Source organism: Comamonas sp. 17RB, from assembly GCF_030056555.1.
Lineage (GTDB): Bacteria > Pseudomonadota > Gammaproteobacteria > Burkholderiales > Burkholderiaceae_C > Comamonas > Comamonas terrigena.
In genome coordinates, this window is sequence record NZ_JASHHY010000006.1 from 119795 (window position 1) to 141038 (window position 21244).

At 65.7% G+C, this 21244-nt stretch carries 20 protein-coding genes; 7 read left to right on the plus strand and 13 right to left on the minus strand.

The annotated features are described in order from the left end of the window. Positions 1 to 165: 165 nt before the first annotated feature. The 3 genes from QM470_RS12205 to QM470_RS12215 all read right to left on the minus strand — a co-directional run bounded on the left by QM470_RS12205 (position 166) and on the right by QM470_RS12215 (position 2165). Positions 166 to 690 (minus strand): low molecular weight protein-tyrosine-phosphatase, encoded by a 525-nt coding sequence (locus QM470_RS12205; protein WP_283339460.1) that lies wholly within the window; start codon positions 688 to 690, stop codon positions 166 to 168. Positions 691 to 1014: 324 nt separating this feature from the next. After that, a complete protein-coding gene (locus QM470_RS12210; protein WP_283339461.1) occupies positions 1015 to 1488 on the minus strand; it encodes a hypothetical protein in 474 nt (157 codons plus the stop codon). 305 nt (positions 1489 to 1793) lie between these two features. Then, positions 1794 to 2165, minus strand: a complete 372-nt coding sequence (locus QM470_RS12215) for a hypothetical protein (RefSeq protein ID WP_283339462.1) — start codon at positions 2163 to 2165, stop codon at positions 1794 to 1796. A gap of 156 nt (positions 2166 to 2321) precedes the next feature. Between QM470_RS12215 and QM470_RS12220 the strand changes: the two genes are divergently transcribed. Next, a complete protein-coding gene (locus QM470_RS12220) occupies positions 2322 to 2963 on the plus strand; it encodes an ABC transporter ATP-binding protein (protein ID WP_283339463.1) in 642 nt (213 codons plus the stop codon). 30 nt (positions 2964 to 2993) lie between these two features. Here the strand turns inward: QM470_RS12220 and QM470_RS12225 are convergent, their stop codons facing one another. From QM470_RS12225 to QM470_RS12265, 9 genes are all read right to left on the minus strand, one after another. Further along, on the minus strand, positions 2994 to 3821 hold the full coding sequence (locus QM470_RS12225) for an alpha/beta fold hydrolase (protein ID WP_283339464.1): 828 nt from the start codon (positions 3819 to 3821) through the stop codon (positions 2994 to 2996). Between the two features lie 24 nt (positions 3822 to 3845). Then, a complete protein-coding gene (locus tag QM470_RS12230; protein WP_066539228.1) occupies positions 3846 to 4673 on the minus strand; it encodes a proteasome-type protease in 828 nt (275 codons plus the stop codon). A gap of 114 nt (positions 4674 to 4787) precedes the next feature. Then, a complete protein-coding gene (locus tag QM470_RS12235; RefSeq protein ID WP_502846838.1) occupies positions 4788 to 5579 on the minus strand; it encodes a LytR/AlgR family response regulator transcription factor in 792 nt (263 codons plus the stop codon). Beyond that, positions 5576 to 6679 carry a sensor histidine kinase gene (locus QM470_RS12240; RefSeq protein WP_283339466.1) on the minus strand — a complete coding sequence of 368 codons (1104 nt, stop codon included), beginning with the start codon at positions 6677 to 6679 and terminating at the stop codon, positions 5576 to 5578. The genes QM470_RS12235 and QM470_RS12240 overlap by 4 nt, the downstream gene beginning before the upstream one ends. A 6-nt stretch (positions 6680 to 6685) precedes the next feature. Then, entirely contained in the window at positions 6686 to 6985 is a 300-nt protein-coding gene (locus QM470_RS12245; RefSeq protein WP_283339467.1) for a 2TM domain-containing protein, read from the minus strand. A gap of 196 nt (positions 6986 to 7181) precedes the next feature. After that, positions 7182 to 9770, minus strand: coding sequence for a DNA mismatch repair protein MutS (gene mutS / locus QM470_RS12250; RefSeq protein ID WP_283339573.1), 2589 nt, complete (start codon positions 9768 to 9770; stop codon positions 7182 to 7184). A gap of 309 nt (positions 9771 to 10079) precedes the next feature. After that, positions 10080 to 10397, minus strand: a complete 318-nt coding sequence (locus QM470_RS12255; RefSeq protein WP_283339468.1) for a chaperone modulator CbpM — start codon at positions 10395 to 10397, stop codon at positions 10080 to 10082. Next, positions 10394 to 11389: a DnaJ C-terminal domain-containing protein gene (locus QM470_RS12260; protein WP_283339469.1), complete on the minus strand. Its 996-nt coding sequence runs from the start codon at positions 11387 to 11389 to the stop codon at positions 10394 to 10396. Before QM470_RS12260 ends, QM470_RS12255 begins: the two co-directional genes overlap by 4 nt. A gap of 199 nt (positions 11390 to 11588) precedes the next feature. Next, positions 11589 to 12470, minus strand: coding sequence for an inositol monophosphatase family protein (locus QM470_RS12265; protein ID WP_283339470.1), 882 nt, complete (start codon positions 12468 to 12470; stop codon positions 11589 to 11591). 257 nt (positions 12471 to 12727) lie between these two features. Here QM470_RS12265 and QM470_RS12270 point away from each other — a divergent pair, with 257 nt between their 5' ends. The 3 genes from QM470_RS12270 to QM470_RS12280 all read left to right on the plus strand — a co-directional run bounded on the left by QM470_RS12270 (position 12728) and on the right by QM470_RS12280 (position 15333). Continuing rightward, entirely contained in the window at positions 12728 to 13549 is an 822-nt protein-coding gene (locus QM470_RS12270; protein WP_283339471.1) for an RNA methyltransferase, read from the plus strand. A 34-nt stretch (positions 13550 to 13583) separates the two neighbouring features. Further along, positions 13584 to 14429: a serine O-acetyltransferase gene (gene cysE, locus QM470_RS12275; RefSeq protein ID WP_280011002.1), complete on the plus strand. Its 846-nt coding sequence runs from the start codon at positions 13584 to 13586 to the stop codon at positions 14427 to 14429. A gap of 244 nt (positions 14430 to 14673) precedes the next feature. Continuing rightward, entirely contained in the window at positions 14674 to 15333 is a 660-nt protein-coding gene (locus QM470_RS12280; RefSeq protein ID WP_218332698.1) for a nitroreductase, read from the plus strand. 119 nt (positions 15334 to 15452) lie between these two features. On the opposite strand, the gene QM470_RS12285 is transcribed toward QM470_RS12280, so the two are convergent. Further along, entirely contained in the window at positions 15453 to 16784 is a 1332-nt protein-coding gene (locus QM470_RS12285) for an MmgE/PrpD family protein (protein ID WP_283339472.1), read from the minus strand. A 194-nt stretch (positions 16785 to 16978) separates the two neighbouring features. Here QM470_RS12285 and QM470_RS12290 point away from each other — a divergent pair, with 194 nt between their 5' ends. From QM470_RS12290 to QM470_RS12300, 3 genes are read left to right on the plus strand one after another with little or no spacing between them, the layout of a single operon-like run. Continuing rightward, positions 16979 to 18133 (plus strand): acyl-CoA dehydrogenase family protein, encoded by a 1155-nt coding sequence (locus QM470_RS12290; protein ID WP_192334351.1) that lies wholly within the window; start codon positions 16979 to 16981, stop codon positions 18131 to 18133. 31 nt (positions 18134 to 18164) lie between these two features. After that, positions 18165 to 19136: a Bug family tripartite tricarboxylate transporter substrate binding protein gene (locus QM470_RS12295; RefSeq protein WP_192334353.1), complete on the plus strand. Its 972-nt coding sequence runs from the start codon at positions 18165 to 18167 to the stop codon at positions 19134 to 19136. Between the two features lie 8 nt (positions 19137 to 19144). Next, on the plus strand, positions 19145 to 21235 hold the full coding sequence (locus QM470_RS12300; RefSeq protein WP_283339473.1) for an acetate--CoA ligase family protein: 2091 nt from the start codon (positions 19145 to 19147) through the stop codon (positions 21233 to 21235). Positions 21236 to 21244: the final 9 nt, after the last annotated feature.

Below are 21244 nucleotides of genomic sequence, written 5' to 3' on the forward strand. Positions count from 1 at the left end.
TCCCGTCGGGCAAACAAGGTTGGCTGACACTTACGAAGGCGCGATTCTACGGAGCACTTTCCGCCGTTTCTGACGGCAGTGTGACGGTGAATTCCCTAGGTGAAGCGTATGTTTGTAGCTATCAAATAAGTAGCAATAAGGGTTAATACGAGGGCTTGATGCAGGTCATTTGGCACTGTCGCCAGGGGCCGATTCGGGCCGCGGCAGCTGCGGGTGCAGGCGGGCCAGGTGGTCCAGCACGCCTTCACAGGCGTCTTCCACCAGGTCCAGCACTTTTTCAAAGCCGGTGCTGCCGCCGTAGTAGGGGTCGGGCACGGTGGCACTGCGGTGGCGGCTGCAGTAATGGGTCAGCAGCTGCAGCTTGTGCTGCAAGGCGGGCGGGCATTGCTGTTCCAGACGGGCCATGTTCTCGTGGTCCATGGCCAGAATCAGGTCGTGGCGGCGAAAGTCTTCGGGCTGCACCTGGCGTGCACGCAGGTCCGACAGGTCGTAGCCCCGGCGCTGCGCATGCTGCCGGGCGCGCTGGTCGGCCGGCTCGCCCACATGGTAGGCATGGGTGCCGCAGGAATCCACCCGCACCAGATCCTGCCAGCCCCGCGCTGCAATGCGGGCGCGCATCACACCATGGGCCGTGGGGCTGCGGCAGATGTTGCCCATGCAGACCATCAGAATGGAAATGCCAGTGTTCATGCGGATTCCGAGATATCGATCCCTGATTGTTATCCTATTTACGCCACATTGATGGCTGTGGATGAGCCATGAGCCGCACATGTGCAAAGGCCCAGGGCCCTGTGCGGGCGGCGTAGATGTTGACCGCTTTCTCCAGTGTTTGCCGCTGCGACACTTTGATGTCTGCATGCACCCCATATCACATTGATGTGCTCACCAAAAAGGGGGGGGTGTGAACGCCGGTGAGAGCATTGTCTGGCTCTGACCAGTGCCAGCAGGTTGGCGCTAAAAACAAAAAACCCACCGGGATGGTGGGTTCTGAAGAACATTGGTGACGAGCGCGGACTATTTCAGCGCGATGTTTTGTCCGTTGATGCTGAGCTTTGTGAATGCCCGCGTGACCTTGTTGACGCTGCAGGAGGCCGTAACACCTGGGTCATTGGCACCACTGGGAGCACTGGCCAGTACGGTGGTGGAGTCCCAGGTGAAAGTGAATTCTGTGCTGGTTTCGGCACCCTCAATGTAGGGTACGTTTGCCAGATTGGAGTCGTAGGCGGCGCGTCGAATCAGCATTCTGCAGGCGTCTAGAGCTTCGACGCTGGGCATGGTCTTGGGCGCGGATGTTGCCGCTGGTCCGTGGTCGATGCTGGCATTGGCTGGTACTTCTCTTTCAGCAGAAGTGAAGGACGCGATCAGCAGGACAGTTGCCACGGTGATACCGATCAACAAAAACTTGCTTGTGCTTTTCTTGGCATGCGTGGTTTTTTGTGCCTTGTCGCCGCCAGTGACTTCTATGTTTTGTTGTTGATATGCAACCATTGTCGTTTACCCGCGTTTCGTCTTGAAACACTCGATATTAACGACAGACGGCTTTTTTTGCCACCCTATTGTTCTCACAAGCAGGCCACTTTGGCATACATCAGAGCATTTGGATCCTCTTGCTGAGACTGTATGCGTGAGGGGGTTGCGTTAAATCGGCCTCAGTTGTACCGACGGTCAGAGTGCCATGCTTCTGTTTTGATAGCAGTGTTAATGCGCTATTGAAGCTGTCCGCATGTTTTCAGATTGGCTTGTCAAGCACGGCTGCGGCTTGTGGGTCAATTTAATAATGTAAATGTGTGCACTTACTCTATGTTGAAGGCCTGCAGCAGTGCGTCCGCAAAGGTGGCGCGGCCGGTGAGTGTCAGGGTCAAGGTCAAGGTGCCAGTGGCAGGCAGGGCGGCATGCTGCAGCGCCAGCGGCTGGCCCTGTACCATTGAACGCAGATCGCGGCCGGTGCTGTCGCCCAGGCTGATGTCGAAGTCCCAGGTGGCGCCTTCGTCGAGTGCGCCACGTTGGCGGGGAAACTGTTGCTCGGCCCAGTGCAGCACCTGCAGCACTTCCGCCTGCAGGGCCGGCCAGCGGTCGGCGGTGACGGTGGCCATGGCATCCCAGGTGGCGCACGCTTCTTCGTCTTCGCTGTAGTCAAAAATCAGGTAGTCCAGGGCGGTGGGCATGGTGTTCGGTGGTGGGGGAGACGGCTGTTATTGTGGAGCAGGCGGCCGTCTGTTTTCTAGAATGTGCCGTTGCCCTGGCGCTGTGTTCGCGCCTTCGCACGTTCATGCCGGCCCGGTGGTGGCGGCTCCTGCTTCTGTTGCCTTTGTTGTGTGTCCATGCCTTCTCCACTTGATTTCCCGTCCTCCCGCCACCTGCATGTGCAGGGCCTGCAATTGGGCCATGGCGCATGGCAGCTGTGCCGGGACTGGAGCCATGTCTGGACGCCGGGTCTGCATTTGCTGCGCGGTGGCGACGGTGCCGGCAAAAGCAGCCTGCTGCGCGCGCTGGCCGGGGCACAGCCGCCACGTGCAGGGAAGGTGGCGTGGTCCGACCGGGCGCCGGTGCCGGGCGATGTGTTCTGGGTCGATCCCCGTTTTCCGGAGCAGCAGGGCGCCACCACCGGCACTCCCCTGCAGTGGGCGGCCCAGCAGGCCCGGGCCTATCCGCGCTGGAACGTGGCGCAATGGCAGGCGCACACCGCACAGTGGCAGCTGCAGGCGGATGTGGCCAAGCCCTGGCATGCGCTGTCCACCGGCACGGCCCGCAAGCTGTGGATGGCGGCAGCGCTGTCCAGCGGCGCGGATCTGGTGCTGATCGATGAGCCGGTCGCCGGGCTGGACCGGCCTTCCATTGCCTATCTCCGCCAGGCGCTGGCACAACGTGCCCAGGGCACGCAATGGGTGCTGGTGGCTCACTTTGATGATCTGCAGGGGCTGCCTTGGGACAGCGTGCTGGACCTGGAAGACCTGCCGCAATAAGGGGGCGGAACGCGGTGCCGCCAAAGCGGCTCAGTGGCTGGCGCGGGCGCGCACGAATTCGAGGTTGAGCAAGGCCGCCTCAATGGAGGCCGCCGTGGATTCCGGCTGCTCCATGGGAAACAGGTGCGTGCCGTCCTGGATGCTGATGCGCCCCTGGGTGATGCGCTGGGTCAGGTCCATGCCGACCTGCTTCATCTCGCGCGAGGAGCGTCCGCCGATGAAGGCGACCGGGCAGCGCAGCGGGTTGCGCGACAGCCAACTGCCCAGGTTGTGCGGCAAGGTGTTGTAGATGGTGGTTTCCACTTCCCGGGTGAAGTGCAGGCGCAGCTGCCCGTCGTCGCCGTGCGCCAGCCCGTGGGTCAGGTAGTCCTGCAGCACCTGGGGGTGCCAGCGCGTGAACAGGCGCTTGCTGTGGAAATAGCTTTGCGCCTCGTCCATCGTTGGCCACTGCGCCCGGCGCCGGGCACTGACCTTGCCGGGCGAGACGCTGCCCACCAGCTGGGTGCGCTTGGCCACGCCCAGCGTGGTGGCACGCCAGCCGCTGATCAGCGGCGAATCCAGCATCAGCACGCCGCGGGCCAGTTCCGGGTATTTGGCGGCAGTCATCACGCTGACGAAACCGCCCAGCGAATGTCCCACCAGGTAGGGGGGCTCACTGCCGCTGGGCGTCTGGCTGCGCACGAATTCCGCCAGCTGCTCCACCAGGTGCGGCCAGTTGTCGCTGACGGGAAAGCGGGGGTCGTGGCCCAGACGGTCCAGTGCCTGCACCGCCATGCCTCGCTGCTCCAGCAACTGGAACAGCAGTGAATAGGTACCGGCCGGAAAGCTGTTGGCGTGCGAGAAGATGACGGGCAGCATGGCAGGCACTGTAGGCCAGGTGGCTTACACCAGCTTTTCGGACGGTGCGGTGATCTTCTTCAGCTGCGGGGCACGGGTGCTGTGCACGCGCAGCGGGGTGGTGGTTTTCTCGCCTTCCCAGGCCGGGTCTTCGATGCTGTCGAAGACATGGCGCAGGCGTTCGCCCCAGCTTTCGTGCAGCATGCGGTAGTAGGGGTTGTACTCGTCGATGCACACCACCTTGTCCGAGCGGAAGCTGCCGGTCTCGTACAGCACCAGGTCCAGCGGCAGGCCCACCGACAGATTGGACTTGAGCGTGCTGTCCATGGACACCAGCACGCATTTGGCGGCTTCGTCCAGCGGGGTGTCGGGGGTGATCACGCGGTCCAGTACCGGCTTGCCGTACTTGGATTCGCCGATCTGGAAGTAGGGAGTCTCGTACGTGGCTTCGATGAAGTTGCCGGCCGCATACACCTGGAACAGGCGCAGGCCTTCGCCCTTGATCTGGCCGCCAAACACCATGGAGACGTTGAAGTCCACGCCGGCGCGCTTGAGGGCCACACCATCGCGGTCGTACACATGGCGCACGGCGGCGCCCAGCACGCGGGCGGCATCGAACATGCTGGTGACGTTCCAGATGGTCAGGATCTCACCGGTCTGCTCGTCGCGGATGTGCTGGGTCTGCAGGATTTCACGCACCGATTGCGAGATCGACAGATTGCCCGCCGACAGCAGGACCATGAAGCGGTCGCCCGTCTTCTCGTAGACCATCATCTTGCGGAACGAGCTGATCTGGTCCAGTCCGGCATTGGTGCGGGAGTCGGACAGAAAAACGAGCCCGGCGTTGAGTTTGACGGCGACGCAATAGGTCATGGTGGAAAAGTGAAACGGCGAAAGGCCCAAGTGTAGTGCGCCCGCAAAGTTGGGGGGCTGCGTGGGGAAAGCCTGCGACGGGCCCGCACGGCGGGTGTCCGGGCTGGCGGCTGCTTACATGGCCCTGAAGCGGTGGGCGTAGAGGCGGCTGACCGCCAGGCGCTCCGGGCGCTGGCGCAGCTGCAGGCTCAGGCGGCCGCTGGCATCCCGGCTGGCGCTGGCAATGGCGTCGGCGCGCACCACCGTGCCGCGGTGCACCTGCCAGAACTGTTCCGGGTCCAGACAGGGCAGCAGTTCCTTGAGCGGGGTGCGCACCAGGTATTCCTGGCTGGCGGTGCACACGCGCACGTATTTGTCGGCCGCTTCCAGGTACAGCACCTCGGCCACGGCCACCATGTGGATCTGCGTGCCCTGGCCGGCTTGCAGCATCTGCAGCCGCGCAGGGGCTGGGGCGGGCAGGTCCAGCAGCGCCCGCAGCTGGGCCAGCGTGGCATCCATCTGGGAGGGGGCTGCGGGTACGGTCAGCCGCTGCTGCAGTCGCTGTACCGTGCGCCGCAGCCTTTCGGGTTGCACGGGCTTGAGCAGATAGTCTGCCGCCTGGGCCTCGAAGGCCTGCACGGCGTACTGGTCGTAGGCGGTGATAAAGACCAGTGCGGGAAAAGGGCGATCGGGCGGCCAGGCGTCGGCCAGTTCGGCGGCCGCTTCCAGCCCGCTCTGGCCCGGCATGCGGATGTCGAAGAACAGCACGTCGGGCTGCAGCGCCAGGGCCTGCTGCACGGCGGTGATGCCATCCAGCGCCAGGGCCGAAGTGTCCAGTTCGGGCCATGCCTCGGCCAGGGCGTGCTGCAGCCCCAGGGCCAGCAGGGGCTCGTCTTCGGCAATCAGGGCGCGCAGGGGCATGGTCAAGCAGCGGTGCTGGGCAAGGGAAAGACGATGGTAGCGCGGGTGCCGCCTGCGGGAAGAGTGCGCAATTCCAGGGTGGCCGCACTGCCGTACAGGCTGGCCAGCCGCTCCCGCACCTGCTGCAGGCCAAAGTGGCGATCGGGCGGGGTGGGCGCATGGCCTGCCTGCGGGGGAAAGTCCTTCGGCAGGCCGGCGCCGTTGTCCGTCACCTGCAGCTGCAGCCGGGCGGCGGCTCCCTGGCCCAGTTGCAAGGCCTGTACCGTGATCTGGCCCGGGCCCGGCTGGGGTTCCAACCCATGGCGGATGGCGTTCTCCACCAGAGGCTGCAGCAGCAGCGGTGCCACGGGGACACCAGCCAGCGCAGGCGGCAGTTGCAGCTGGTAGTGCAGGCGCGGGCCCATGCGCACGGCCATCAGTGCCAGATAGTCGTCCAGCCGGGCGAATTCGGCTTCCAGCGTGTGCCAGGGCTGGCGGGCAGCGCCCAGGGTAGCGCGCAGATAGGCGATCAGCTGGTCCAGCATGGTCTGTGCGCGCGCCGGATCGGCCGCGATCAGCACCCGCAGATTGGCCAGGGTGTTGAACAGCATGTGCGGCTCCAGCTGGCTTTCCAGCAGCTTGAGCCGGGCTTCGGCCGCGTCGCGCTGGACGGCGGTCACCTGGTTTTCCAGCGCATGGGCCTTGCCGCCCAGGTAGAACAGCAGCGAGGCAATGCCATTGGCCGCCGCGGTGGTCACCAGGGTGGACACCAGCATGTCGCCCTGCAGCAGCGGGTGGCCGAGGACCAGGCGTGTCGTGATGTCCCCCACCAGCAGCCCCACCGCCATGCCCAGCATGACCAGTGCAGGGCCGCGCCAGCCCGCTGGCCAGGGGTAGGGCTGGCCGCGGCTGAGCCACAGCCGCCCGGCGTCGATCACCAGCCAGCTGGGGATGCCGATGGCCAGCGAGCACCACAGGTTGGGCAACCAGTCGGCAGGCACCAGGGCGCTGCGCAGCATGGTGATGCCCAGGCACAAGGCCAGCACCAGCGGCGCATGGCGCAGCAAGGGCGCAAACAGGGGGGAGGCCGCGGTGGATGGGGTGGGCGGGGTGGCACAGGGCTGCATGCGGGCTCAGCCTTGCGGGTGTTGGGCTTGCAGCCGTGCCCGTTCGCGGGCGACCAGGCGTTCCATCCCGGCGCTGCCGGGCTGCATCCAGAATACGGCCAGGCCATGCAGTGCCAGACCCAGGCCCCAGCCCAGGGCCGGGAACACGGCCCAGTGCCGGCCCTGGTGCCAGCTCAGAGCCAGCAGCCCCAGGTTGACGAGCAGGTAGACGGTGGCGTGGCTCCACCAGCCCAGCTTGGCGCGGACCCGGCGGCGGGCCAGGCGATCCAGGGTGGCGGGGGAGTGCGGTGTGGCGGGCGTCGGCATGGTCAGGGCATCCTTCAAGGCACGGGGCCTGCGGTGGGGAATGGCTGCAGATTACCGCCCGCACCGGTGCCCTGCCAGCGGGATGCGACCAGTTGCGGCTGCAGCGCCGCGAAATGCAGCCGGTCAGCGCCAATGGCGGATATACCCCGGCACAGCGCCCGCAGGCAGCGGGCGCTGGCGGATGGGAGTCAGCGGGTCATACCTGCTGCGAGAGCTTTTTCAGCTGGTACAGCGCCTCCAGCGCTTCGCGGGGGCTGAGGGCGTCCGGATTGATCTGGGCCAGGGCCGCATCCACCGGTCCGGCGCTGGGGCCGGACTCGGCCGCCGCAGGCGCTTCGAACAGGTCCACTTGCAGGCGGTCCTCGCTGGCGCGTTCCTCCAGCGTGGCCAGCGCGTGGCGGGCGTGGTTCAGCACCCCGGCAGGCATGCCGGCCAGCTTGGCGACATGGATACCGTAGCTGCGGCTGGCCGGTCCGGGCTGGATTTCATGCAGAAACACAATGTCCGTGCCGGCCTCGGCGGCACCCACGTGCACATTGATGGCCGCCCTGGCCTTGGCGGGCAGGTCGGTTAGCTCGAAATAATGGGTGGCAAACAGCGTGAAGGCCTTGGTCTTGTCGTGCAACTGCGAGGCAATGCCGCTGGCCAGGGCCAGGCCGTCGAAGGTGCTGGTGCCCCGGCCGATTTCGTCCATCAGCACCAGGCTGTGGGGGGTAGCGGCATGCAGAATCTGCGCGGCCTCGGTCATCTCCATCATGAAGGTGGACTGGGCGTTGGCCAGATCGTCCGCCGCACCGATGCGGGTGTGGATGGCATCGATGGGCCCCAGCAGGCAGCGCGTGGCGGGCACATGGCTGCCCATGCTGGCCAGCAGCGTGATCAGGGCCACCTGGCGCATATAGGTCGACTTACCGCCCATGTTCGGGCCGGTGATGATCTGCATGCGCGTGTTGGTGTTCAGCTGCGTGTGGTTGGGGATGAAGCTGCCGCTCGAGGTTTCGGCCATGCGCGCTTCCACCACCGGGTGGCGGCCGGCTTCGATCTCGATGCAGGGCAGGCTGCTGAACTCGGGGGCGCACCAGTTCAGGGTCAGGCTGCGCTCGGCCAGCGTGCACAGCACATCCAGTGCCGCAATGGCCTGGGCCACGCGGGTAAGGCCAGGCACATGGGGCTGCAGCTGGTCCAGCAGCTGTTCGTACAGGAACTTCTCGCGCTGCAGCGCGCGCTCCTGGGCGGACAGGGCCTTGTCTTCAAAGGCCTTGAGCTCGGGCGTGATGTAACGCTCGGCGTTCTTCAGCGTCTGGCGGCGGCGGTAGCGTTCCGGTACCTGGTCGCGGTAGCTGTTGGTGATCTCGATGTAGAAGCCGTGGACCTTGTTGAACTGCACGCGCAGATTGGGAATGCTGGTCAGCAGCTTTTCCTTGGCTTCGAGCTCCAACAGAAAGCCGTCGCAGTTGTCCTGGATGCTGCGCAGCTCGTCCAGTTCGGCGTCAAAGCCGGTGGCGATCACGCCGCCGTCACGCACCAGGGCGGCAGGCTCTTCCTGGATGGCGCGCTCCAGCAGTTCGGCGCAGCCTTCCGGGGGCTGCAGGTCTGCAAAGATCTGATTCAGATAGGCCGAGGGCGCCGTCCCGGAGCGGGCCAGCAGCTGCGCTTTCTGCAGCGTCTTGCCCAGGGCCACCAGCTCGCGCGGGCGCACCTGGCGCAGCGCGGTGCGGGCGGTGATGCGCTCCACATCGCTCACGCCCTTGAGGGCGTCGCGCAGCGTCTGCCAGGGCGCCGTGCCGCTGCCCTGGCCGCGCAGCACCTGCGTGGCCTGCAGGCGGGCGGTGGCATGGCTGCGGTCGCGGCGGGGCTCCAGCAGCCAGTTCTTCAGCAGGCGGCTGCCCATGCCGGTCATGCAGGTGTCCAGCAGCGAAAACAGCGTGGGCGCGTCTTCGCCGCGCAGTGTCTTGACCAGCTCCAGGTTGCGGCAGGTGGCCGGCGGCAGCGCAATCAGCTCATCGTCGCGCTGCACCTGGATGCTGTGCAGATGCGGCAGGGCGCGGCCCTGGGTGTGTTCGGCATAGCTGAGCAGCGCGGCGCAGGCGGCATGGGCCAGTGGCAGGTCTTCGGCGTTCCAGGCGTTCAGGTTGGCGCTGCCCAGCTGCTCCAGCAGCTTGCGCTTGCCCAGGCCGCTGTCGAACTGCCAATCCGGCCGGGGGGTCAGCGGTGCGGTGAAGGTGCTGGACTGGCGCAGGGCGTACAAGTTCTTCTCGAAACGCTCGGTCACGCCGGCGCTGTACAGCACCTCGCTGGGGCTGATGCGCGCCAGCCATGCACCCAGTTCGTCGGCGCCGCATTCGGCCATGTGGATGCGGCCCTGCGTCACGCTCAGCCAGGCCAGGCCGCAGCGCTGGCGCCCGGCGGTGTGCAGGGCCAGCAGCATGGCTTCCTGCTTGTCGTTCAGCAGCTCGCTGTCGGTGATGGTGCCGGGGGTGACCACGCGCACCACCTTGCGTTCCACCGGGCCTTTGCTGGCACCGACTTCACCCACCTGTTCGCAAATCGCCACCGATTCGCCCATCTTGATCAGGCGGCCCAGATAGCTTTCCAGCGCATGAAAAGGCACGCCCGCCATGGCGACCGGAAAACCGGCGGACTGACCGCGGGTGGTCAGCGTGATGTCCAGCAGGCGTGCGGCTTTTTCGGCATCGCCCCAGAAGACCTCATAGAAGTCGCCCATGCGGTAGAGCACCAGCGTGTCCGGATAGTGGGCCTTGATCTGGACGTACTGCTGCATCATGGGCGTATGGGCCGCTAGCGGGGCGTCCAGCGGCGATCCGCTGGCGCTGGGGGCGCCCGGTTCGTTCGCCGGGGTGGCTTCGGGGGATGCGATGGTGGTGGAGGTAGCCGGGCTCTGCAAAGTCAATTCCTTGTGTGCTGCGCGGCGCAAGGCGGCGGCGTTGGGGCCGCAGCACCCCGCGCCGGCAGGGATCAGCTGGCAATTATCCCGGATGGGCCGGCGGCTCTTTGCGGCGGGGCGCAGTTCATGCCGACGCACCAGGGCCTTGCGAGGCTGCCCCGGCAAGGCTTGGGGCGGCGGACGGGCTGCTCAGTGGCCCAGGCTTTCCAGGCGCTGGCGCAGCTGGCGCACTTCTTCCATTAGGTCGGCCGTCATGGCGGCCAGCTCGGGGTCGGCGTCGAACATGCGTTCCAGATCGGCAATGCGCCGCGCGCGGATCACCGTCTGGGTGCTGAAGCGCCATTGCTGCGGTGTCTGGTCATCGGCGGCCGGGTCGCATTCCAGCACACCGGTAGTCACGCGCTGGACCACCCAGGCGGTGTCGGTGCGGCAGGCCTGGGCCAGCTGCACCAGGCTCAGGGCCTGGGCGTCCAGCAGTTCGGGCGGGGTATAGAAGGGGATGGTCATGGGGCATCTCCGGTGCGGGTGCGCAGATCCGCATAGGCGGCGGCCAGCGCTTCGTAGGCGGCACGCTGGGCATCGGTGTGGGCTTTGGGCACCTGCAACTGCAGCACCAGGTACAGGTCCCCCGGCGTGCTGCTGGGCAGGCCCTTGCCCTTGATGCGCAGCTTGCGTCCGGGCTGGCTGCCGGCGGGGACATTGATCTCCAGCGGGCCGGCCAGGGTGGTGAACTCCACCGGACCGCCCAGCGCTGCCTCCCAGGGCATCAGCGGCAGCTGCTGGTACACGTCCTTGCCTTCGGTGTGCCAGCGCTTGTCGGCGCGAAAACGCACTTCCAGCAGCAGGTCGCCGGGTTCGCCCTGGCCCAGGCCAGGGCTGCCCTGGCCTGCCAGGCGGATCATCTGGCCTTCGCGCACCCCCTTGGGGATGGTGACCTGCAGCTCGCGCACGGTTTCATGGGCGTGGCCCTGGGCGTCCAGCTGCACGCCGCGCAGCTGCAGGCGGTGCATGCCACCGGCGTAGCTGTCGGGCACATCCAGCTCGATGACGGAGTGCTGGTCCCGGCCGCGGACGTCGGGTGGCGGGCCGGCCTGCTGGCGCTGGCGGCGCTGCTGGTGTTGCTGGCGCTGGGCCTGGCCAAACAGCTCTTCGAAAAAGCTGCTGTAGTCCTCGCCGTGCATGCCGCCCATGCCGCCGGCGCCATCGCTGTCGCGGAAGTGGAATTCCTGGTGGCTCCAGCCCGGGGGCGGGGTAAAGCCCTGGCCTTGCGCGCCCTGGTACTGGCTGGGGTCGCCCAGTTCGTCATAGGCTTTGCGCTTTTCCGGGTCGGACAGCACGTTGTAGGCCTCGTTGACCTCGGCCATGCGCTGCTGGGCATCGGCTTCCTTGCTGACATCCGGGTGGTATTTGCGCGCCAGCTTGCGGAACGCTTTCTTGATTTCGTCGGCGCCGGCGTCTTTGGCCACGCCCAAAGTCTTGTAGTAGTCCTTGTAATCCACTGCAGGCCTCCCTAGGGGCAGCGCGGTCGAAAGCGGCGCTGCGTGCCCGGCCATCATGCGGCATGCCGGCTGACAAGGTCGAGGGTTTTTTCCATATGTGCACTGCAGCATGCGGGCATGCAAAAGCCGCCGGGCCCGGGAAGGCAGCGGCGGCTTGGGTGTGGCTGCACGGGGCAGCCAGGGGCGCAGGAGTCCGGTATCAGGCTTCGGGCGTGCCTTCGCCAGCGGTGTCCTGTTTCAGCGCGGCTTGCACGCCCATCTTGTCGTCCACACCGGCAAACTTGCTGTACTTGCCCAGGATGCCGACCAGCTGGCCATAGGCGCGGGGGTTGCCAGCCAGCAGTTCACGCTGCTCCAGGAAGTCGGCTTCACCGGTGAAGTTGCCCACCAGACCACCGGCTTCGGTCACCAGCAGGCTGCCGGCGGCGATGTCCCAGCTGGACAGGCCGGTTTCAAAGAAACCGTCGGTAAAGCCGGCGGCCACATAGGCCAGGTCCAGCGCGGCAGAGCCAGGGCGGCGCACGCCGGCCACGCGCTCGGTCACGTCGGCGAACATGCGCAGGTAATGGCGCAGGTTGTCACCGGGACGGAAGGGGAAGCCGGTGGAGACCAGGCAGTCCTTCAGCTGGGTGCGCTTGGACACGCGGATGCGGCGTTCGTTCAGGAAGGCACCACGGCCACGGGTGGCGGTGAACAGGTCGTTGCGGCTGGGGTCATACACCACGGCGTGCTCGATCTTGCCCTTGTACGACAGCGCGATGCTGACGCAGTACACGGGGAAGCCGTGGATGAAGTTGGTGGTGCCGTCCAGGGGATCGATGATCCAGATGTGGTCGGAGTTCTTGTTGCCGTATTCGCTGCCGGATTCTTCGGCCAGGATGCCGTGCTGGGGGTAGGCGCCCAGCAGGGTCTCGATAATGATGCGCTCGGACGCCTGGTCCACTTCGGTCACAAAGTCGTTGACCTGCTTTTGCGCCACGCGCACGTTCTCCACATCAAGGGCGGCACGGTTGATGACAGCGCCAGCGGCGCGGGCGGCCTTGATGGCCACGTTGAGCATGGGATGCAGGTTGGTCGACATAGATTGTGTAAGCGTTGGGTGCTAAACCACAGGCGCGCGCATGCTGTACTTAACGCAACTTCTCTCAGACAACCACCAGCATGACACACCGCCCGCGGCGGATGAAGAACTTTTTCAGGCGGCTGGACCCGGTGCAATGACCGGGTTACCGCGCTCTGCGCACATCCGGCGATGCGGACAGCGACAATAGGGGCGAGATTCTAACTGGCTTCGCCAATTTTTGCTGCCCGCGGTTTCGCGCCGGGCATGACATTTTCATGAAAACCCGTTTTGTACTGATAGAAACCAGCCATGCCGGCAATGTGGGCGCTGCCGCCCGGGCCATGAAGACCATGGGCTTTGACGATCTGGTGCTGGTGCGGCCGCGCTGGGCCAATGTGCTGCGCAAGGAAGAAACCATCCAGCGCGCCAGCGGCGCCCTGGATGTGCTGGGCAATGCCCGCATCGTGGACACACTGGACGAAGCCCTGGACGGCATCAGCCACCTGTGTGCCACGGCCATGACGCCGCGCGACTTCGGGCCACCCACGCGCACGCCGCGCCAGCATTTCGAGATGCTGATGAGGGGCGAGCTGGATGTGCGCCCGGCAGATGTGGCACAGGCGGATCAGGATCTGGCTTCCGATGCAGCCGTTGCAGCTGAATCCGCGCCTCCCGCCACGTGCAACCAGACCGGCGTGGGCCTGCTGTTCGGCTGCGAGCGCTTTGGCATGAGCAACGAGGATGTCTACCGCAGCGATGTGGCGCTCTCGATTCCGTCCAATCCGCAGTTCGGCTCGCTGAATCTGGGCGCGGCCATCCAGGTGGTGGCCTATGAATGGCGCCAGGCACTGGGCGGTTTCCCGGTGGTGGAGCACACCCCCCAGCCGCAGCGTGCCGATGTGGCGCAGGTGGGCGGCATGCTGCAGCATTGGGAAGAGGCATTGACGCACATAGGTTTTCTGGACCCGGCTGCGCCCAAGAAGCTGATGCCGCGCCTCAACCAGATGTTCAACCGCGCCCAGCTGACGCAGGAGGAAATCCACATCCTGCGCGGTGTCGCCAAACGCATGCTGATGAGCGAGGCGGCAAGCCGCTAGACTGGCGACCTTTTCTTCCACGTTGTAACACCTGATGCTTTCCCGCCTGCGCTCCGACATCCAGTGCATCCTTGACCGCGACCCCGCGGCCCGCAGCACCTGGGAAGTCGTCACCTGTTACCCCGGCCTGCACGCCATCTGGCTGCAGCGCCTGGCGCACTGGTGCTGGACGCATGGGCTCAAGTGGCTGGGGCGTTTCATCTCGCACCTGGGCCGCTGGCTCACGGGCATTGAAATCCACCCCGGTGCGGTGATCGGCGAGCGCGTGTTCATCGATCACGGCATGGGCGTGGTGATCGGCGAAACCGCGGTGGTGGGCGACGGCTGCACCATCTACCACGGCGTCACGCTGGGCGGCACCTCGCTGTACAAGGGGAGCAAGCGCCATCCCACGCTGGGCAAGAACGTGGTGGTGGCCGCCGGCGCCAAGGTGCTGGGCGGCTTTGAGGTGGGCGACAACGCCAAGATCGGCAGCAACGCCGTGGTCATCAAGCCGGTGCCCGCCGGTGCCACGGCCGTGGGCATTCCGGCGCGGATCATTCCGTCCAAGGAAGGCGCCAGCGCCGATGTGACCGATGCCGTGGACCTGCCGCCCGTGGTCCAGCCTGCCAGTGCGGCACCGTCGCCTGCTGCGGCGGACTGCGCCAGCCAGGAGGGGGTCTTCACCGCCTATGGCGTGACGCAGGAAGACGACCCGCTGTCCCAGGCCATGCGTGGCCTGGTCGATGGTGCGGCCTGCCACGAAGAGCAACTGGCCAAGCTGTGGGAAGTGGTAGAGAAACTGTCGGTGCAGATGTCGGCGCGCGACTGCGTGCCGTCCGAAGCCGAGCGCGGCCAGCATTTCGAGACCGAGAAGATCAAGCAGATCCTGGGCAAGTAAGCCCGCCATGGATGCCATAAGCGCTTTGCAAAGCGCACGTTGAAGAAAGGGCCCTTGCAGGCCCTTTTTTTTCGGGCGTCTGCGGCACTTTTCGCTGGGCGCATGCCGTGGTGGCCGGCCTTGCCGGACCACTGGGGGCCGAAATGTTACTGGATCGGCGTCACCTAGGTGGCGCTGGCAGGTGCCAAGCTCTTGTACGCTTGGCGTTTTGTTCCACCTTTGACCTGCAACAGGACCGCTATCCATGGATGTGACCCAAGCCCTGCGCGAACGCCGTTCGGTGCGCGCCTTCACCGAGCAAGTGCCCGCAGCCGATCTGGTGCAGCGCATCATGCAAGATGCCGCCGCAGCCGCTTCCGGTGGCAATATGCAGCCCTGGCGCGTGGCCGCCATCTCCGGCCAGCCGCTGCAAGCCATGCTCGCCGATGTGGCCAAGACCCCTGGCGAAGAAAACCCCCAGCATGTGTCGTACCCGCCCAATCTGTGGGAACCCTACCGCACCCGCCGCTTTGCCAACGGTGAAGACCTGTACGCCAGCATCGGTGTGCCGCGCGAGGACAAGGCCGGTCGCCTGAAGCAGCTGGCCAAGAATGCCCAGTTCTTTGGCGCGCCCGTGGGCGTGATCATGTTCACCGAAGAGCGCATGGGCCCGGTGCAGTGGATCGACCTGGGCATCTATCTGCAGGCGTTCATGCTGCGTGCCACCGAAGAAGGCCTGGCCACCTGCGCCCAGGGTTTCTGGCGCCGTTACGACGCCGTGGTCAAGCAGCATCTCGCGGTGCCGGAAGGCTATCTGGTGGCCTTTGGCATTGCCCTGGGCTACGAAGACACGACGGCGCCGATCAACACCATGCGTGCCACCCGGGCCGAGTTTGCCGAGTGGGGGCAGTTGCAGGGGTTCTGACCCCAGCGGCCGCTGCGCCGGTGGCTGTGCACAAAGGGGCTGACAGCCCCTTTTTTTCTGCCTGCGGTAAGCGCGGCATGTGCGGGCCAGCCTTGGGATGCTGGCGCCGGGCCCGTGGATCAGAGAAAGTGCAGATCCGGTGCCGTTTCCAGCTGCCACAGCCGGGACGATATAGCCTGCAGCCGCTCTGCCCCCAGGGTGGCGGTGGCCAGCTCTTCCAGCTTGCTCTGCAGATCGGCATCGGTGAGCGGCATGTCCGGATCGCCTTTGCGGGTGGGCTGCAGAAAGCGCAGTGTCTGGCCGCTGTGCAGGCGGATGGTGACCTGGGCCGCACGTTGCCCCGGGAACTGGCGGTCCAGATCGGGGTGCACCGTCAAGCTCACCTTCTCCATCAGGGCGCGGGTGTCGGGGTGGTGCAGCTGCGCCGCATCGAAAGCGGCCAGGCGCACGCTGCCGCACCGCAGGGCGGTGCTGACCACGTAGGGAATGCTGAAGCGGGCTTCGGCAGCGGTACGCGGTGCGGGGTTGCCGGCGACCGCCAGCGCCGGGCCATAGGTGGCCACCTCGATGTGGGCAATCTCTGCGGAAGTAAAACCCTGGGTGCGCTGCAACTCCAGTGCGCCGTCAATGGGCGCGAAGGTGTGGCCGCAGCAGGCGTGGTTCTTGAAGGTCATTTCCGTGATGTTGAAGACCTCGCCCAGATCGGCCAGCACCGGCGCCCAGTCGGGTGCGTTGCCCATGGCCACGCCCATCCCCATCTTGCCTTCCAGCACGTCCAGCGAGCCGGTGACGCCCTGCCGGGCCATCAATGCAGCCGCCACACCGGCTTCGGCCGCGCGGCCGGAATGCAAGGGCTTGGACATGGAGTCCATCTGAAAGGCCTGCTGCAGCCCTGCGGCGAATGTGGCCGAGGTGCACAGCGCATGGGTGAACTGCGTGGCATCCAGCCGGAGCAGACAGGCAGCTGCCGCAGCCGCGCCGAATGTGCCCACGGTGCCGGTGTTGTGCCAGTACTGGTAATGCGCACGTCCCAGGATCTGGCCGATGCGGGTCGAGATTTCGTAGCCGACGATGACCGCCTGCAGGAATTCACGGCCGGTGGCATCCACCTGCTGGCCTACTGCCAGGGCGGCCGAAATCGTCGGGGCGCCCGGATGGTAGATGGCGTGCTTGAAGATGTCGTCGACTTCTGCCGTGTGGGAGGCCGTGCCCTGGATCAAGGCGGCCGCCTTGACCGTGGCCGGGCGGCCCAGAGCCAGCCGCGCCGGTCCCCGGTCCAGGTCGTCCGCCATGGCGGCTTCGAGCAAGGGCGTGGGGTGCATGGGGTAGCCGGCAATCAGGGCCGCATACCAATCCACGACGGCACGCTTGGCGTGGTGCAGCACGGAGGGGCTGACGGGCTGGGTCGGAAAGCGGGCACCGAACTGGCCCAGGGTTTCACTGACGTACATGGTGGCAGACACGATGGAGAGGGGGAGTGTGGGAGAGAGGGTAGAGGGCAATGGCCCCCGGAATCTGCAGGATAGGCCGGCAGCCAGGTATCAGTCATTTCCTTAACTCATATCTTGCGGCGCAATTGGAAGACCTTGCCAGGAGCGGGCGGGCAGATCATTCGGGCCATTGTTCAACCCTGCCCGATCGCACCATGGATTTCACCCTTTCCGAAGAACACCAGGCATTCGCCGACAGCGTGGCCCGCTTCGCCCAAGACAAGCTGGCCGCCGGCGCGCTGGAGCGCGCACATGCCTCCCACTATCCCTGGGAGACCGCGCAGATGCTGGCGGAGCAAGGCTTGCTGGGGATCGCCTTTCCGGAAGAAGACGGCGGCCAGGGCGGCTCGCTGATGCACGCCGTGCTGGCCATCCAGCAGGTGGCGCTGGTCTGCCCCAAGAGCGCGGACATTGTGCAGGCCGGCAACTTCGGCCCGATCCGTACCTTTGTGGAGTACGCCACGCCCGAGCAGAAAGCGCGCTTTCTGCCGGATCTGCTGGCTGGAAAAAAGCTCATTTCTTTGGGTATGACCGAGCCGGATGCCGGCTCGGCAGTGACCGAACTCAAGACCTCGGCCGTGCTGGACGGTGAGCACTACGTCATCAACGGCAGCAAGGTGTTTTCGACCCACAGTCCCGAGGCGGAGCTGTTCCTGATCTATGTGCGCTTCGGCCCCGGTGTGGACGGTATCGGTTCGGTGCTGGTGGAGCGTGGCACCCCCGGCTTCGACGTGGGCCAGCCGTCGAACTTCATGAACGGCGAGCAGTGGTCGCAGCTGTACTTCGAGAACTGCCGCATTCCCAAGGCCAATCTGCTGCTGGGCGCCGGGGGCTTCAAGAAGCAGATCTCCGGCTTCAACGTGGAGCGTCTGGGCAATGCCTCGCGTGCGCTGGCCCTGGGCCGTCACGCCTTCAACCTGGCACGTGAGCACGCCATGGTGCGCAAGCAGTTCGGCCGCGAGCTGTGCGAGTTCCAGGGCCTGCAGTGGAAATTTGCCGAGATGTGGATGAAGCTGGAGCAGGCGCAGCTGTTGCTCTACAAGGCCGCACTGGAAGGCGAGCATGGCCTGCCCAGCGCGCAAAGCACGGCCATGGCCAAGCTGGCCTGCAATCTGGCCGGCTGGGAAGCGTCGAACGAGGCCATGCAGGTCATGGGGGGCATGGGTTTCAGCCAGGAAGCACTGGTCGAGTACTGCGTGCGCCGCACCCGTGGCTGGATGATCGCCGGCGGTTCGATCGAAGTGCTGAAGAACCGCATTGCCGAAGGCGTATTTGGTCGCACGTTCTCGCAACGTGCTCCCAAGCAATAAGCGCCGGCATCGCATAACAAGGAGACAAACCATGCAACGTCGTACATGGGTGGCCGCAGCTGCGGCCATGGCAGGCCTCGCCCTGTCCAGCACCGCACTGGCGTCGGACGCCTATCCGGCCAAACCCGTCAAGATCATCGTCGGCTTTCAGGCCGGAGGCCCTACCGATGTGGTGGCGCGTCTGGTGGCCAAGGCTTTGCAGGACGAGCTGAAGGGGGCTTTCATCGTGGAAAACAAGGTGGGTGCGACCAGCAACATCGCCTCGGAAATGGTGGCTGCTGCACCGGCCGATGGCTACACCTTGCTGCTGGCGGCCGCACCGTTGACGATGAACAAATACGTGTTCCCCAAGCAGAAGTTCGATCCGCTCAAGAGCTTCGAGCCCGTCTCCAAAGTCTCGTCGGCGCCAGGGGTGCTGGCCGCCAGCCCCAAGCTGAATGTGAAAACCTACAAGGAGTTCGAGGAGCTGGCCCGGAAAAAACCGGGAGAGCTGAGCTATGGCACCACGGGTGCGGGCGGCTCGCAGCACATGGCGACGCTGCGACTGGAGCAACTGACGGGGGTCAAGATGCTGCACGTGCCGTATTCCGGCGGATCGGGTGTGCTGAACGACCTGATTGCGGGCGTAGTCGATGTCGCTTTTATGACATCCACCGGTGCCATGCCCAACTTGGAAGCGGGCAAAGTACGGCCTCTGGCGGTGGCCGGCCCCAACCGCCTGCCGGGTCTGCCCCAGGTTCCGACCTTCAGTGAGGTTGGCTTGCCCGACATGGTGTCCGACTCGTGGAACGGTCTGCTGGCGCCTGCGGGAACGCCCAAGGCCATTGTCGACAAGCTGTCTGCCGCGGTCATGAAAGCGGTCAAGTCCAAGGAGTTCAAGGAGGTGCTGATTCCGCAGGGCGCCGTGCTGATCGGTAATTCGCCCAGCGAGTTCAAGGCCCAGTTGCAGACCGAGGTGGGCCACTGGTCCGAGCAGTTCAAGAAATTCAAGATCGAGAAGTAATCCACGCCATGACCGCATCCCTCGCCGCTATGCCCTCCGTCTGCCAGACCCTGCTGTATCCCCGAAGCATTGCTTTGGTGGGCGCATCGGATGACGTCAAGAAAACGGGCGGCCGTCCGCTGCAGTTTCTGCGCCGCTCAGGCTTCGCAGGGACGATCTATCCGATCAATCCCAACCGGGCGCACGTGCAAGGCGAGCAGGCCTGGCCCAGCCTGGCGGCCTTGCCGCAGGTGCCGGACCATGTGTTCGTGCTGTCGCCCACCGAGACCGTGATCGACACGGTCCGGGAGTGCGCGCGCCTGGGCGTGCCGCTGGTGACCATTCTGGCCAGCGGCTTTTCGGAGTCGGGCGCCGAAGGCGTCCAGCGGGAAGCGGAACTGCGTGCCATTGCCCGCAATTCCACGCTGCGCATTCTGGGGCCCAGCAGCCTGGGTGTGGTCAATCCGCACAACGGTCTGGTGCTGACCGCGAATGCCGCATTTGCCGAGCCCGATATGCCCAAAGGCAAGGTATTTGTTGCCTCGCACAGCGGCAGCATGATCGGGGCCCTGGTGTCGCGCGGCAAGGCGCGTGGCGTGGGGTTTGCAGGGCTGGTGTCGGTGGGCAGCGAAGTGGATCTGAGCGTGGGCGAGATCTGCGCGGCGACCTTGGACGATCCGGCCATCGAAGGCTATGCGCTCTTTCTGGAGAGCCTGCGCCATGGCGACCAGCTGCAGGCATTTGCCCGCGAAGCCGCGCGCCGCGGCAAGCCGGTGATCGCGTACAAGCTGGGCCGTTCCAGCGCTGCAGCGGAAATGGCGACCACCCACACCGGCGCACTGGCGGGCGAGGACGATATTGCCGATGCCTTCCTGAAAGACCTGGGCATCGTGCGGGTAGACATGCTGGAGACGCTGTTCGAAGTCTTTCCCCTGGCACAGAAAGTACCGCTGCAGTCCCATTCCATGGCCGGCAAACGCATCGGCGTGGTGACCACCACCGGCGGTGGCGCCGCCATGGTGGTGGACCAGCTGGGGCTGCGCGGCATCACGGTGCAGCCCGTGTCGGATGCGACCCTGGCCAAGCTCAAGGCGGCCCAGGTGCCGGGCAGTGCCGGCCGGGTGCTGGACCTGACCTTGGCGGGCACCCGCTACGAGGTGATGAAGAGCGTGCTGGACATCATGCTGGAGGCACCGGAGTTCGACATGGTGGTGGCGGTGGTGGGTTCCTCGGCGCGCTTTCAGCCCGATCTGGCGGTCAAGCCCATCATGGACAGCGCCGGCCACGCCAAGCCGCTGGTGACCATGTTGGTGCCGGATGCGCCCCAGGCCCTGGCGGCCCTGACCCAGGCTGGCATGCCCTGCTTTCGCACACCGGAAAGCTGTGCCGATGCGATTGCGGCCGTGCTGGCCCGCCGTGTGCCGCACACCCCGGGCCAGGCCGTGGCGGCAGCACCGGGCACGGGTGCTGCACTGAGCGAGGCACAGGCCTACCAGTTGCTGGACCGCCTGCAGGTACCGCATGCGCCCGCGGCCACCTTTGCGCTGGATGGCCAGCCCGGGCCGCTGTCGTTCGACTTTCCGGTCGTGGCCAAGGTGTGCTCGCCCGAGATCCCGCACAAGACCGAAGTCGGCGGTGTGGTGCTGGGGATCCAGAATCCGGAGCAGCTGGTACAGGCATTTGCCACGCTGCGCGCCAACCTGGCGGCCAGGGCGCCCGGGGTGGCCTGCAACGAGGTGCTGGTGCAGCCCATGCGCAAGGGCCTGACCGAGGTGCTGCTGGGCTACCGCATCGACCCCGATGCCGGCCCCATCGTCATGCTGGCCGCCGGTGGCATCTGGGCCGAGGTGATGCGTGACCGCAGCATCCGGCTGGCGCCGGTCAGTGTGGACACCGCGCGCGAGATGATTGCCGAGGTCAAGCTGCTGCAGACCGTATCGGGTTTGCGCGGCAAGGCCAGGGGCGATCTGGAAGCGCTGGCCCAGGCCATTTCCGATCTGTCGCAACTGGCGCTGCAGCCCGAACATGGGGTGCTGGATGCGGAAGTGAATCCGCTGATGGTGATGCCCGAGGGGCAGGGGGTACTGGCGGTGGATGCCCTGGTGCTCCAGGCCCGATAAGGCCGGCGC